The 13893-nt window shown below is 65.2% G+C and carries 16 protein-coding genes; 12 read left to right on the top strand and 4 right to left on the bottom strand.

What is annotated here, in order from left to right:
* The first annotated feature begins 15 nt into the window (after positions 1–15).
* Positions 16–720 carry a YoaK family protein gene (locus H7J73_RS18135; RefSeq protein WP_264068937.1) on the top strand — a complete coding sequence of 235 codons (705 nt, stop codon included), beginning with the start codon at positions 16–18 and terminating at the stop codon, positions 718–720.
* Here H7J73_RS18135 and H7J73_RS18130 read toward each other — a convergent pair.
* Positions 707–1678 carry an NADPH:quinone oxidoreductase family protein gene (locus H7J73_RS18130; protein ID WP_264068935.1) on the bottom strand — a complete coding sequence of 324 codons (972 nt, stop codon included), beginning with the start codon at positions 1676–1678 and terminating at the stop codon, positions 707–709. The two genes, H7J73_RS18135 and H7J73_RS18130, sit on opposite strands and share 14 nt — an antisense overlap.
* A 43-nt stretch (positions 1679–1721) precedes the next feature.
* Here H7J73_RS18130 and H7J73_RS18125 point away from each other — a divergent pair, with 43 nt between their 5' ends.
* The 7 genes from H7J73_RS18125 (at position 1722) to H7J73_RS18095 (ending at position 7369) form a co-directional block, all read left to right on the top strand.
* On the top strand, positions 1722–1889 hold the full coding sequence (locus H7J73_RS18125; protein ID WP_264068933.1) for a hypothetical protein: 168 nt from the start codon (positions 1722–1724) through the stop codon (positions 1887–1889).
* A 19-nt stretch (positions 1890–1908) separates the two neighbouring features.
* Complete coding sequence (locus H7J73_RS18120) at positions 1909–2775, top strand: endonuclease/exonuclease/phosphatase family protein (protein WP_264068932.1); 867 nt, start codon at positions 1909–1911, stop codon at positions 2773–2775.
* Positions 2759–4222 carry a class II fumarate hydratase gene (gene fumC / locus H7J73_RS18115; protein ID WP_264068931.1) on the top strand — a complete coding sequence of 488 codons (1464 nt, stop codon included), beginning with the start codon at positions 2759–2761 and terminating at the stop codon, positions 4220–4222. The genes H7J73_RS18120 and fumC overlap by 17 nt, the downstream gene beginning before the upstream one ends.
* Positions 4222–5448 (top strand): threonine/serine exporter family protein, encoded by a 1227-nt coding sequence (locus H7J73_RS18110; protein ID WP_264068930.1) that lies wholly within the window; start codon positions 4222–4224, stop codon positions 5446–5448. The genes fumC and H7J73_RS18110 overlap by 1 nt, the downstream gene beginning before the upstream one ends.
* A gap of 333 nt (positions 5449–5781) precedes the next feature.
* Complete coding sequence (locus H7J73_RS18105; RefSeq protein ID WP_264068929.1) at positions 5782–6141, top strand: hypothetical protein; 360 nt, start codon at positions 5782–5784, stop codon at positions 6139–6141.
* Between the two features lie 165 nt (positions 6142–6306).
* Entirely contained in the window at positions 6307–6966 is a 660-nt protein-coding gene (locus H7J73_RS18100; protein WP_435405525.1) for a DedA family protein, read from the top strand.
* A 109-nt stretch (positions 6967–7075) separates the two neighbouring features.
* Complete coding sequence (locus H7J73_RS18095; protein WP_264068928.1) at positions 7076–7369, top strand: putative quinol monooxygenase; 294 nt, start codon at positions 7076–7078, stop codon at positions 7367–7369.
* A gap of 9 nt (positions 7370–7378) precedes the next feature.
* Here the strand turns inward: H7J73_RS18095 and H7J73_RS18090 are convergent, their stop codons facing one another.
* Both H7J73_RS18090 and H7J73_RS18085 read right to left on the bottom strand, forming a co-directional pair.
* Positions 7379–7687, bottom strand: coding sequence for an SDR family NAD(P)-dependent oxidoreductase (locus tag H7J73_RS18090; RefSeq protein ID WP_264068926.1), 309 nt, complete (start codon positions 7685–7687; stop codon positions 7379–7381).
* 74 nt (positions 7688–7761) lie between these two features.
* Positions 7762–9288 (bottom strand): xylulokinase, encoded by a 1527-nt coding sequence (locus H7J73_RS18085; protein WP_264068925.1) that lies wholly within the window; start codon positions 9286–9288, stop codon positions 7762–7764.
* An 82-nt stretch (positions 9289–9370) separates the two neighbouring features.
* Here H7J73_RS18085 and H7J73_RS18080 point away from each other — a divergent pair, with 82 nt between their 5' ends.
* From H7J73_RS18080 to H7J73_RS18065, 4 genes are all read left to right on the top strand, one after another.
* Complete coding sequence (locus H7J73_RS18080; protein WP_264068924.1) at positions 9371–10027, top strand: class II aldolase/adducin family protein; 657 nt, start codon at positions 9371–9373, stop codon at positions 10025–10027.
* A gap of 85 nt (positions 10028–10112) precedes the next feature.
* On the top strand, positions 10113–11123 hold the full coding sequence (locus H7J73_RS18075; protein ID WP_276031451.1) for a substrate-binding domain-containing protein: 1011 nt from the start codon (positions 10113–10115) through the stop codon (positions 11121–11123).
* A 61-nt stretch (positions 11124–11184) separates the two neighbouring features.
* On the top strand, positions 11185–11988 hold the full coding sequence (locus tag H7J73_RS18070; RefSeq protein WP_264068921.1) for a DeoR/GlpR family DNA-binding transcription regulator: 804 nt from the start codon (positions 11185–11187) through the stop codon (positions 11986–11988).
* A gap of 111 nt (positions 11989–12099) precedes the next feature.
* Complete coding sequence (locus H7J73_RS18065; RefSeq protein WP_264068920.1) at positions 12100–13146, top strand: zinc-dependent alcohol dehydrogenase; 1047 nt, start codon at positions 12100–12102, stop codon at positions 13144–13146.
* Between the two features lie 15 nt (positions 13147–13161).
* Here H7J73_RS18065 and H7J73_RS18060 read toward each other — a convergent pair whose 3' ends face one another.
* The gene (locus H7J73_RS18060) at positions 13162–13785 is read right to left on the bottom strand and encodes a cutinase family protein (protein WP_264069279.1); all 624 of its coding nucleotides are present in this window, start codon (positions 13783–13785) and stop codon (positions 13162–13164) included.
* Positions 13786–13893 lie beyond the last annotated feature (108 nt).

Raw genomic sequence — 13893 nt, 5'->3', positions numbered from 1 at the left:
TGCAACGATCCGACGGTGGCGTCGGCGCGGTTCCTGCATCTGGGGTTGAGTGGCCCGCGGTGGCCGGTGGCGGTGGCCGCCGCCCTGACCTTCGGTACCGGTGCGCTCGATGTTCTCACGCTCACCCATCTGGGCGGGGTTTTCGCCAGCGTGATGACGGGCAACCTCGCGCTGATGGGGCTGGGGGTGGCGCGCCTCGACACCGGCATCCTGATCCATACCGCGATCGCCGTTGCCAGCTACATCGTCGGGGTCGCCCTGGGTACCCGGATCGTGGGCGTAGACCGTGAGGTCGGTGCGCTGTGGCCGCGGCGGGTGACGGTGACATTGGCTGTGCAGTTGGCGGTGTTGGTCGGCCTGGCCATCGGTTGGGTCCTCACCCGCGCCGCTCCTGCCGGAAACACGCAACTGGCGTTACTCGCGGCCGCCGCCGGCAGTATGGGCATGCAGAGCGCTGCCATGCGCGGGCTGGGCGCGGCCGTCGCCACCACCTACCTGACCGGCACTCTCACCAGCCTGATCGCCGGCTGGCTGGGCCGACCTGGGCCACACAGCGATACCGCGGGGGTCGCGTCGCTGGTCGCGGCCGTGGCCGGTGCGGCAGGTGGCGGCCTCCTGCTGCTGACCGTGCCCATTGCGACGCCGCTGTTGACGGTGGCGCCGTTGGTCGTGGTCCTCGCCACCGCCGGTTACCGCCACGGCAGTGCTACCGGACTTTGAGCACGACCTTGCCTCTGGCAGTCCGGTTCTCCAGTGACGCGATCGCTTCGCCCGCGCGCTCCAGCGGGTAGACGTCCGGCTCCGGGGCGGGCACCGCACCGGAGGCCAGCAGCGGTTCCAGCTCCGCCCACTGTTCGGCGAGATAGCCGGGGTGCGTCATCGTCCAGGCGCCCCAGCCGACGCCGACGGCGTCAACGTTGTTGAGCAACAACCGGTTCACCTTGACGGTGGGGATCTCGCCGCCGGTGAAGCCGACCACCAGCAGCCGTCCACCCGGCGCCAGCGAGCGCAGCGAGTCGGTGAACCGGTCGCCGCCGACCGGGTCGACGACGATGTCGACACCACGGCCGTCGGTGAGGTCCTTGACCGCGTCTTTGAATCCGTCGGCCAGGACGACGTCGGTGGCGCCGGCGGCAGTGGCCACCTGGGCCTTCTCAGCGCTGCTCACCACCGCGATCGTCCGGGTGGCGCCGAAGGCCGGTGCCAGCCGCAGCGTCGAGGTGCCGATCCCGCCGGCCGCCCCGTGCACCAGCACCGTCTCACCTGTGCGCAATCGGCCGCGTTCCCGCAGGGCGAAGTGCACGGTCAGGTCGTTGAACAGGATGCCGGCGCCGGCCTCGAACGAAACTGCATCGGGCAGTGCGAAGACCCGCTCCGGTTCCAGCGTCACCACTTCGGCCATCGCCCCGAAGAGCATCGTCAGACCGGCCACCCGGTCGCCGGCGACGACATGCGCACCGGCGGGGGCGCTGCGCACCACGCCCGCGATCTCCGCCCCGGGCACATAGGGCAGCTCAGGCTTGTATTGGTAGAGACCGCGGGACTGCAGTGCATCAGGAAAGGCGACACCTGCCGCGTGGACGTCGATGACGACCTTGCCGTCGTCGTGTGGCTCGTCGAGTTCGACGAGCTCGACTGCTTCTGGCCCGTCGAGCCGGGTGATCTGGATGGCACGCATCGCGGTGTTCCTCTCGTCGTCTGTTACTTAAGCACTCGACGTCGTGGCGATCTCCGGGGCCGTCACGACGGTCGAATATCTCCGCAACGATCCGACGATGGTGCGGCAGCGTTACGCTGCACAGGCGGTGGACGGCGCGGTAATCGCCGGTGTCAACGAACACGGAGACGATTTCGTCATCGCGATCGAAGAGGACCCCGAGGCCACCTGACCCGAGCAGTGAGAACGGTGTGAGCTACCGCCAGAGCAATGTTTCCGTCGGGAAGTTCGACTCGCAGACCCAGCAATGGACCGATATCGGCGCCGCAGGCGCAGTCGACTGTGACGCGCTGACACTGTCCACCTTCAACATCTGGTTCAAACCGTATTTCGCCGACGAGCGGTACCGGGCGATCACGGAGCTGCTGTCCCGAATCTCCCCGGATGTCATGGTGTTCCAGGAAGTGACCCCGGCGGCGGTGACCGCTTTCCTGGCGCAGCCGTGGATCCGGGAGCGCTATCTGCGCGCCGTCGTCGCCGGTGGTGCACACGGAAACTACGGGATGCTGATGCTGTCGCGGTTGCCGATCAACCGCGCCACTTACACCCCGCTGCCGACCAGAGCGGCCCGCGGCTTCCTTTCGGCGGAGTTCACGATCAACGGCCGGCCCCAGGTCATCGGTTCGATCCATCTCGACAGCGGAAGGTCGTCCTGGTGGCTGCGGGCGTGGCAGCTGCGGCGGATCTCCCGGGTGTTGAGGCGCTTCCCCGACGTCGTGCTCCTGGGGGATTTCAACATGCGCGACACCGAGAACCATCGGATCGGCGCCGGCTATCGCGATCTCTGGCCGGTCCTGCGCCCCCAGGACGACGGCTACACCGAAGACACGTCGATCAATCTGATGCGATTCGACAGCAAGACCGAGCATCGTCAGGTTCGCTTCGACCGGGTGCTCCTGAAAGGATCGCGGTGGTCGCCCGCGGGTATCGACCTGCTCGGCACCCAACCGATCTCGGATGCCCAACCGCGAGTGTTCCCGTCCGATCATTTCGGGGTGCACTGCCACCTCACCCGCAGCACAGACACGAAAGGGCAACACGATGGCGGAAACCGCTGAGGACCAGCCCCCCTCGTACACCGACGTGCCGGTCGGATTGGCCGCGACCGGTACGCGCAGCGAGTTCGACAGCCTCGGCGCTGTCGACGTGCCCTCAGACCGGTACTGGGGTGCGCAGACTCAGCGCTCCCTGCTGCACTTCTCGATCGGCAACGACCACATGCCGATCGAGGTGTACCGCGCCTACGGGTTGGTGAAGAAGGCCTGCGCGCTGGTCAACGAACGTGCGGGCCGCCTGGCTGACTGGCGCTCGAAGGTGATCGTGCAGGCAGCCGACGAGGCGATCGCCGGCGCACTCGACGGCGAGTTCCCGCTCTTCGTCTGGCAGACCGGCTCCGGCACCCAGAGCAATATGAACGTCAACGAAGTCCTGTCCAACCGGGCCATCCAGCTTCTCGGCGGCGAGCTCGGCACCCAAAGACCGGTCGGCCCGAATGACCACGTCAACATGGGGCAGAGCAGTAACGACACCTTCCCCACCGCCATGCACATCGCTGCCGTCACCGAACTCGACGACCGGTTGATCCCCAAAGTGCAGGCGCTGCAACAGGAAATCGCGGCCAAGGCGGCGCGGTGGAGCGATGTCGTGAAGATCGGCCGCACGCATCTCGAGGACGCCGTCCCGCTGACCGTCGGGCAGGAATGGTCCGGGTACGCCGCGCAGCTGGCTGCTTGTATCGGCGATCTGCTTCATGCGCGGGAAGGATTGCTGGAACTGGCCGTCGGTGGCACCGCAGTCGGGACGGGCCTGAACGCGCCCGCGGGTTTCAGCGTGGACGTCGCAGCCGAGCTCGCCGAACTGACCGGTGTGGCGTATGTGACGGCCCCCAACAAGTTCGCCGCCCTGGGCTCGCTCGACCCGATGGTGCGGGCCCATGCCGCGTTGCGCGGTCTCGCGGTCGCTTTGATGAAGATCGCCAACGACATGCGCTGGCTGGCGTCCGGCCCGCGCTGCGGCTTCGGTGAACTGCTGCTGCCGGCCAACGAACCCGGCTCGTCGATCATGCCGGGCAAGGTGAACCCCACGCAGTGTGAAGCGTTGGTGATGATCGCCATTCAGGTGATGGGCAACGACACCGCGGTCTCGATCGCCGGATCGCAGGGCAACTTCGAGCTCAATGCGATGCGGCCCGTCATCATCAACAACTTCCTGCATTCCGCGCGGATCCTCGGCGATGGTTGCGAGAAATTCCTGGACTACTCCGTCCGCGGGACCACGCTCAACACCGAGCGGATCGAGAAGTACGTTGCGGAAAGCCTGATGCTGGTCACGTCACTGAGCCCGGTGATCGGCTACCAGAACGCCGCACACATCGCCGAGGATGCGCTGGCCAACGGCACCACGTTGCGGGAGGCCGCCGTGGCCTCCGGTCACGTCACCGCCGAGCAGTTCGACGCCAACGTCAACGCGCTGAAGATGGTGGGCGACGGACCGGGTGGCGCTTGATGCCCAGCGGTGATCAGTCCGACGACGCGATCGACATCGTGCTGGACGCCGCCACCCTGCTGTACGTCAACGGCCAATCCACCACGATGACGCTGACCGCGGTCGAACGGCTGAACCGGGGCCTGGGCACGTCCAGCACGCTGATCCCGGCGTGGGCATCGCTCCTGCTCGTCGGGCCACGTAACACCATCCGGGTGGCCGCCGTCTCGCCGACTGCCGTCAGTATGCGCCGGGTCGCCGCGACCATGGCGTCGGTCGACCGCGCCCAGGACGGTCCGTTGGACCCGGCGGTGGTGCGGCGGGAACTGGCGGCGGCGCACCAGGAATCGGTGTCGAACTTCCTGGTCTTCGCCGCTGCCTGCGCCACCGGGGCGGGTGCGCTCGCGGTGATCTTCGGCGCGCACCATCCCGTCACCGTGGTGATGGCTGCGCTGAGCGCAGCGCTCGGCGGCTTAACCCGACGGGGCTTGGGCCGCTTGGGTTTCGGCATCCTCACCCAGGGATTTGTGGCCGCGCTGATCGCTGGGCTGATCGGAGTCGCCGCCGTCCATGACGATGCGTTGAGCCTGGTGGTGCTGTGCCCGGCGATGGTGTTGGTGCCAGGACCGCACATCCTCAACGGCGCCCTGGATCTGCTCGACCTGCGGATGACGCTGGGCATCGCTCGACTGGGCTACGCCGCCCTGGTGCTGTCGGCGATCGCTGCCGGGCTGATCATCGGGCTGGCCGCCGATGGTCGCAGCCTGTCGGTCGCCCAGACCGGCGCCGCGGTACCGCTCTACGTCGACGTGCTGGCGGCGGGGGTCGCCGCCGGCTCGTATCCGGTGTTCTTCTCGATGCCGTACCGGATGATCGGCTGGCCCGTCGCGGTGGGGATGCTCGGTCACGCCACTCACTGGTGGGCGCTCACCGTGTGGCACACCGATATCGCCACCGCTGCGCTCATCTCCTGCCTGATCACGGGCACGCTGCTGATCCCGATATCGCACTCGCTGCGAATACCGTTCGCCGCCATCGGGTTTGCCTCCGTTGTCGCCCTGGTGCCAGGTGTCTACGTGTTCCGGATGCTGGCCGGGCTGGTGCAGTTCGCGACAGCGCCGACCTCGGAGCTGCTCACCACCCTGACCTCCGACGGCGCGGTGGCGGCACTGATCATCAGCGGGATGGCGACCGGTCTGGCCGTGCCCATGCACCTCTATGCGGTCTTGGCCGATCGGCGCAGGTAGCAGGACCATCCGGTCGAACGGGTCACCGTGGCGTCACGGCGTACCCCCTTTGGCTCCAGCTAAACCTCCTCCAGTAACTCCGCAGCATCTCGGCAGGTGAACCGACAGCGAATTCTCGGCTGCTTTGTAGTGCTCACCTGCGATGTCACCGGTCTTTGCAGGTGAAAGGCGTTTACGCTCAGCCATATTGAGAGCGAATGGTTCTCGTCTCGTTACCTAATCCACAGCGGGCGCCTAGCGCAGCTAAAGGGTGGACCCAACTGCCGTAGTTAACCTCACACTGTGCAGCGAACCTCGTAGCGCGAAATGGCAAGTAGAGAAATGGAGTTGACTATGAACCTCAAGCGCATGGCGTGTGCCACCGCACTGGCCGCCGGAGTAGGTGTCGCAGGACTGTTGGGCGTCGGGGCCGGCACGGCGGCCGCAGATCCCGGCTGTGGTGGGTGGAACCAACCTCAGTGCGGGCATGACAACAACGGACCTGGCTGGCAGAACAACAACAACAACAACAACAACGGTCCTGGCTGGCAGAACAACAACAACGGACCCGTCGACTGGCAGCACCGCAATATCGATCAGGCGCGTCAGGACCATCAGCCGTTCCAGTGGATGGGCCAGCAGGTTCAGCCGATGCCCGCCGGTAACGGCATGGGCTGGGGCTTCTGGTTCCTCAATCAGTGGATCCCGCTGTGATGATCAACTGAGATATCACGGAAACCGAACGGCCACCGGCACCCCCGGTGGCCGTTGGGAGGTCACCCAGGAATCGGGGACACCGTCGGAGCCATGGAGCCAGTCTGAAGCGCCATTCGCGCACAGTTTCCCGATTCGCAATGCGGCGACGGTAGCTTCGCGATCGTGACCTCGGCCGTCGCCATGCCCGCGCTGCTCGACCCGATGTTCTGGCTGGGTCAGGACGGTCCCTTCGGGGCGGCCGTCCTTATCGGTGTCGTGGTGATCATTTTCATCGAGACCGGCTTGCTCTTTCCGTTTCTGCCGGGCGACACCTTGCTGTTCACCGCAGGGGTGATCGCCGCGCAGGCGGCTCCGGCGGTCGATATCTGGACTCTGACGCCGTGTGCGGCCGCCGCGGCCTTCCTCGGTGGTCAGTGCGCGTATCTCATCGGCCGACGGCTGGGGCCTGCGCTGTTCAAGAAGAGTGATGCGCGCTTCTTCAAACAGCGTTATCTGACGTCGTCGCACGAGTTCTTCGTCAAGTATGGCGCCAAAACCCTTGTGATTGGCCAATTCATTGGTGTGGTAAGGACATTCGCACCGGTAGTCGCGGGCATCTCCGGTATGCCTTACCGGACGTTGGTGATCTTCAGTGCGCTGGGCAGCGCGGCCTGGGGCGTCGGCCTGCCTCTGGTGGGCTACTTCCTCGGCAACATACCGTTCGTCGAACAGCACGTCGAACTGATCGTCCTGGCCATCGCGTGTCTGTCGACCATACCGGTAATCATCTCCGCGGCAAGGACATTGCTGTCCCGCGGCAGGCTCGGCGACGTCAGCAATTAGCGACCCTCAGCCGCCGGTTGGCGGCGTGGCGGTGCAGGGGTCGTACCGCGCGTTGTAGTCGGACTAGGCTGAGGGCGACCACGCGCCCCAGATTGTCAGGAGATATGCCATGCCGGTCACCGTCCTTCTCGAGCTGAGAATCAAAGCCGAATCAGTCGCCGAGGCAGCCGAAGTGTTTCGTCGCGAGCTGGTCAAGACCCGCGCTTTCGACGGAAACCTCGCTACCGACGTGCTCATCGACGAGGACGATCCGGGCCACTGGGTCATCTACGAGAGCTGGGAGTCCGTCGAACACGATGAGGCCTACCGCAGCTTTCGGGCCGGCGAGGGAAAGATCACCGATCTGCCCCCGCTGTTGGCCGCCCCACCGGTCAAGACCAGATATACGACATCCGATATCTGACCAATTGCGTTATGCGGCTAAGGAGTTCGACTGCTGGTAGCGCCTGCTGACCCCGTCGGGAGAGACGACGAAGTCGATGGCACCGAGACGACTTTCGGCGCGCTCGATCAGCCGGCGCACCTGGTCCGAGTCCGAGGTGTCCGCGGCGATCGCGAGGACGCGGTCTGAGCTGTAGCCGTGGGTGATGCGCACGAGTGACGTGGCCGAGATGTCGGTGACCACCACCCGGTGGCCGGCGAGCAGCAGATCACGTGCGATGCGGCGGCCCGATTCGGTGCCGGCGTTGGTGACGAGGAAGACGTGCATGAGATCAGTCAACGCACTCAAGCTTGGAGCCAGATGGGTCTGACCTAGGTACTCGATCATCGATCCCGTCGCTGGGGCCCCTCGGCTCAGGGTTGGAACAGAGTGCGCAGGCTCGGGTAGAGAGTGGCGTAGCGCTGATAGAGCGACTCATAGGTGTCGGTGAGCTCGGGCCGGGGGCTGAAGGTCCGCTCGGTCCTGGCCATTTTCTGTGCAGCAGTGGCCAGGTCGGGATGGACTCCGGTCGCGCAGGCGGCGAGCATCGCCGCCCCTAGCGCGGTGGTCTCCGACTCGGCACAGACTTCCAGGCGACGCCCCGTCACGTCGGCGATGAGCTGCGACCACATCGCACTTCGCGACCCGCCGCCGGTGGTCAGGAAGTGGGTGACCTGGACGCCGGTATCAGCCTCGACCCCGTCGATCTGCAGGCGGATCTCGAACGCGATCCCTTCCAGTAGCGCCCGGTAAAGGTGGGCACCGGTGTGCACGCCCGACCAGCCGATGACAGCTCCGCGGGCGTCGCCGTCCCAGTAGGGTGTCTGCGCGCCGTTCCAGTAGGGCAGCGCGACCAGGCCTTCGCAGCCGGGCGCGATGACGGCCGCCCGCTCTTCCAGGTCTTGTTCGTCCGCGACTTCGCATCCGCCGGTGGAATTTTCGGCCATCAGAGACGGCGAGAATCTGTTGACGAACCACGACACCAGATAGGTGCCCGACTGAGTGAACGTCTCGAGTAGGTAGCCGTCGCCCGGCGCATCGAGCACTGTCCGGTAGCGCCGCGACCACAGATAGTCCGGGGAGGCGTACCCGGCGACCAGAGCGGTACCGACGTTCAGGTACATCGCATCCGGCTCCGACAAACCCGTACCCAGGGCTGCGCACTGCCCGTCGCCGGCACCTGCTACGACGGGGGTGCCCCGTTGCAGACCGAGCAGTTCGGCAGTCTCGGGAGCGAGGGAGCCGATAACACTGCCCGGTGCGACGATCTCGGGCAGTTGTGAAGGCAGTACGCCGGCGATCGCGCAGAGCGGCTCCGACCACCGCTGCGTGGACAGATCCATCAGCCCCATCGAATCGCCGCTGGAGGCGCTCGTCACCCAGCGGCCGGTCAGTTTTGCGTTGAGAAACGCCGAGACATCGCCGATTCGTGCACTGCGCGAGAGGGTTTCGGGCTCGTGCTCCTTGAGCCAGGCCAGCTTGAAGATCGACGGAGTGATATCGGGGACGCGTCCGGAGATGCGGTGTGTCTCGTCCGACCCGTACTGGGTCACCTGCGGTACCGAACGGCCGTCGGCCCAGACGATGGCCGGGCGAATCGGCCTGCCGTGGTCGTCGAGGCAGACGAACGTCTCGCGCTGATGGGTCACGACCACAGCGGCGATCCGGGTGGTGTCGATATCGGTGCCAGCGCGTGCGATGGCGGCGGAGGTCGCGCTCCACCAGTCGTCGGCGTTCTGCTCGTGCCGACCCGGCGCTGGGCGTTGCAGGTCGAACGACTGCTTGCCCGAGGACACCGAATGCCCGTCTGCGGTGAACACCACGGCCTTCGCGCCGCTGGTGGAGCAGTCGACCGCCAAGAGCAGATCGCGAGCGCCGGTCACGGTCTTGTCGCTCTCCATGGTGTTAGTTATAACATGTCATCTGTTATAAACGGACCTGTTCGCCGACAACCCACACCGACACCGGAAGTGACGTGATGACATGCCCGATTCTGGAGCAGCTCTCGACGAGGCGCGCGAGGAGGTCGTCCGGGTTGCCAAGCGGATGACCACGGATCGCTTGGTGGTCGGAACGTCTGGGAATGTCTCTATCCGCGTCGGCGATCTGGTCTGCGCCACGCCATCGGGGGTGGACTACGCGACGATGACGGCCGAGGACATCCCCGTGGTGCGCCTGGACGGCACCGTTGTCACGGGTGATCTCACTCCCACCACCGAACTGCCCATGCATCTGCGGTGCTACCGGGATTTCGACGCGGCAGCTGTGGTTCATACGCATTCGGTTGCGGCAACAGCACTTTCGCTGCTGCGCGATGCCGTCCCGCTGGTGCACTATCAGACGGCGATGTTCGGGGGGCAGGTCCGGGTCGCCCCCTATTGCACGTACGGGACGGGCGAACTGGCGGATGCCATGGCGACCGCACTGGAGGGCCGTAGCGCCTGCATCCTGGCCAATCACGGAACCATCGCGTTCTCGAATTCGCTGTCCCACGCTTACGACAAGGTCAGTCAGCTGGAGTGGTTGTGCGATGTCTGGTTGCGGGCTTCCAGCGTGGGTGTGCCCAAGGAGATCACGCCCGACCAGTTGGCTGTCGTCGTCGAGAAGTTCGGCACCTACGGCCAGCCGAAGCGGCGGTGACCAGAGCCACATAACAACAAATACTTGCTCTAGATCACGTCAGTAATGTTAGATATCACATATGAATGTGAAGCGAACAAGAGTGATGGCGGGGCTCGTCGGAGCGACGGCGCTCGTCGGAGCCCTGACCGGATGTGGCGCCGGGGACACCAGCGCCAACGACGGTCGTAAGACCATCGGTGTGACTGTCTACGACATGAGTTCGTTCATCACCGAAGGCCAGCAGGGCATGCAGCGTTACGCCGATGCCAACAACATCGACCTGGTCTGGAAATCGGCCGGGAGTGACGTCAACACGCAGGCCAATCAGGTCGAACAGTTCATCCAGCAAAAGGTCGACGCGCTGATTGTGGTGCCGGTGCAGGCCGACTCGCTGCAACCCCAGGTCGACAAGGCCAATCAGGCGGGAATCCCGGTGCTCGCGGTCAACGCCGCCCTCTCTGACGACTCCAAGCTCGCGGCCACGGTGCTGCCCGACGACGTCGCGGCGGGCAAGCAGGAGATGCAGCAGATGGTCGATCACCTCGGTGGCAAGGGAAACATTGTCGTCCTGCAGACCAAGCTCGGTGCCTCATACGAGATCGACCGAACGGCCGGCAACAAGGCGGTGCTCGATGCCAATCCCGGGATCAAGGTGCTCGCGATGGACACCGGGAACAACACCCGCGACGAAGCCGTCAACAAGATGAAGAACTGGATCACGGCCTTCGGCAACCAGATCGACGGGATCGTCGCCCAGAATGACGATATGGGCCTGGGTGCGTTGCAGGCGACCAAAGAAGCCGGGGTGAAGATCCCCATCGTCGGCATCGACGGTATCGAGGACGGTCTGCAGGCCGTGAAGAGCGGTGAGTTCATCGGGACTTCCTTGCAAAACGGCACAATTGAGCTCGCGGACGGCCTGGCGGTGGCCAACAAGATCGCCAAGGGTGAGACTGTCGAAAAGAATCTGCGGTACGTCATGCCGCCGGTCAACAGCACCAATATCGACGAGGTCCTGCGCAATGTCGTCACCGATAGGCAGGCGCTCCTGGATCGACTGCCCGAGCTGATCGACAAGAATATCCAGACTGGAGATTTGGCGAACGAGAATTAGCCGCCAGTCGATAGGCTCTGGAGCGATCACCAGGCGGGCCAGACGGGGAGGAGCCGGGCAGATGGACAGCCTCGGCCAGAATGGCAAAGCGGCGTCTCGGCAAGCGCAGCGCCATCGACTTCTGACCGAGGCGGTGATGGCGGCCGGGACGATGACCATCGAGGACCTGGCGAAGACGTTGAACGTCAGCGTGATGACGGTGCATCGCGACCTGGATCAGCTCGAAGCCCAGAACGTGCTCCGCAAATCGCGGGGGGCGGCAACGGCCCTACCGTCGAGCACGGTCGAGTCCAATGACGCCTATCGCAGAGCTCAACAGCGTTCGGAGAAGGTGGAACTCACGGCCGCTGCGCTCGAGTTCATCCAGCCTGGGCAGACCGTCATGCTGGATGATTCCACGACGCTGCTACCACTGCTCGATCACCTCGGGGCCAGAGCGCCGTTGACGGTGGTGAGTAACAGCTTGAGTGTGACCAACTCGCTGGTCGACGTCGAGGACATCCAGCTCGTCCTCATCGGCGGCGAGTATCGAAGCTGGTGCAACGCGTTCATGGGCCAGATGGCCGTCGATGCCATCTCGACCCTGCATGCCGATGTTCTGGTCATGTCCACCTCCGCGGTGATCGGCGACGCCTGCTACCACCAGCAGCAGGACACCGTCTCGATCAAGAGGGCCATGATGGGCGCCGCCAGCAGCAGGGTGCTGTTGGTCGATCACACGAAGTTCGCGCGCCGAGCCATGTTCCGGCTCTGCGGCCTCGACGAATTCGACCACGTGGTCGTGGATTCGAAGACGCCCGATGAGGTTGTCGCCTCCATTCGGGCGCGGAACATCGACGTGACCGTGGCGCAGAGCGCTCCCTGACGTTCGCCTCCGGTGGCCGATCAGTCACCATTTTCTATGTTAAATCAAACGTTATTTATGTTATCTTTGGCGTGGCGACGGGAAGTCCGTCCGACGAAGGGAATGACCTGAATGAGAGCCGCAGTGTTCTACGGGCCAGGGGATCTGCGGATCGAAGAGGTCGAGACCCGGGAGCCCGGCCCCGGCGAGATCGCCGTGACGGTCCACGGCGCCGCCACCTGCGGTACCGATCTCAAGGCGTACCGACGGGGTCACCACAAGCTGTTCAAGAGCTACCCCGCGCCGTTCGGCCACGAGTTCGCCGGTGTCGTCTCCCGAGTTGGCGAGGGTGTCACCGCTTTCGAGCCGGGAATGCGGGTCGTCGCCGCGAACTCCGCGCCGTGCGGCGGCTGCTGGGCGTGTAAAGCCAACCGGCAGAGCCTGTGCGAGAACCTGCAGTTCCTCAACGGAGCCTTCGCCGAAGAGGTCGTCATTCCCGCGCCTATCGTTGCGCGCAATACCTATCAGATCGCCGACAGCACCGCCTTTGCGTCGGTGGCTCCACTGGAGCCGCTGGCGACCGTTGTCCACGGCATGTACGTCAGTGGAATCGAGCTCGGTGACGTTGTGGCAGTGAATGGTTCGGGCCCCATCGGTCAGATGTTCATCAAATTGGCGACGTTGCGTGGGGCACATGTCATCGCCGTCGACCAGTCGCCCTTCCGTCTGGATGCCGCAAAGAAGATGGGCGCGAAGGAAATTGTCGACATCTCGCAGTACGAAGGTACTGACGAGGTGGCCGCGGCAGTGCGCTTACTTACCCCGCACGGGAAGGGTGCCGACGTCGCTATCGAAGCCGTCGGCCTGCCTGCGGTGTGGGAGCAGACCGCCAAATGCATCCGGCCGGGTGGTACCGCCGTGATGTTCGGTGGCCCGCCGGTCGGTGCGGAGTTCTCGCTCAACGCCAACGATATGCACTACTTCGAGTACACGATCAAGGGTGTCTTCCATCATGAGCCTCTCTACGTCGAGCGGGCCCTGCGGCTCATCGAGAGTGGCCAACTGGACGGCCAGGATCTGATCACCGAGGTCCGGCCGCTGGACCGGCTGGTGGAGAGCCTGGAGGATATGGCGCTCGGACGGGGCAGCAAGTATCTGATCGACCCGCGCTTGGCGTAGGCGAGTGCGGCGCCGCTAGACGCGGGCGGCCACGAACGTCGCCGCCTGGTCGACGAGTCCGGTCGGCACATAGCGGCCGTGGTTGGCGACGCTGCCGCCGTCGGAGCACACCGGGTCTCCCGGCACACACAGGTCGGTGGTTTTGTCTGCGTACAGCGGACCGATGGTGACGGTCGGCTCCTCGACCGCGGCCATGAATTTGGGTGACGGTTTACCGAACAGCGCGACCGCCGCGACGTGGTCAGCCACGCTCGCAGGCATCGGCGACGGTGCGCCGGGTGGCGACCCGGCGGGTATCGCATCGGCGGTGACGAAGCCCATCACCGCGGCGCCCTGCGAGTAGCCGCCCAGCACGATCCTGGTGTTCGGGCAGTTCGCCGCGGTGTTTTGGATATGGGCGCTGGCGTCGCCGATGCCGATCACCCCGGTCGGGAAGTCGGTACTCGCCGGATACTGCACCGCGTACACCCCGACGGATTTCGGGCTGACCCTCGACCGGACATCGTCGACGAAGGACTGGCCGATCCCGCCGACGCCGGGCGCTTCGGTGGTACCGCGAGCGAAGATCACCTCCACATCGGGGCAGGCTGCAGCTGACGCCGGTGCCGTGGGCACACCCAACAGTGCCGATGCCGCCATCGGGGCCGCGGCGAGGATCCGGATGATTCCCAGGACCGACGTCCCGGCTCCGGTCGGCGCCGCACCGCGTTGCCCGCCGGTTGCTCCCCGAACTGCGTAGCGTCCGTC

This window comes from Mycolicibacterium komossense (assembly GCF_025822605.1).
Lineage (GTDB): Bacteria > Actinomycetota > Actinomycetes > Mycobacteriales > Mycobacteriaceae > Mycobacterium > Mycobacterium komossense.
This window is presented reverse-complemented; position numbering and strand designations above follow the sequence as displayed.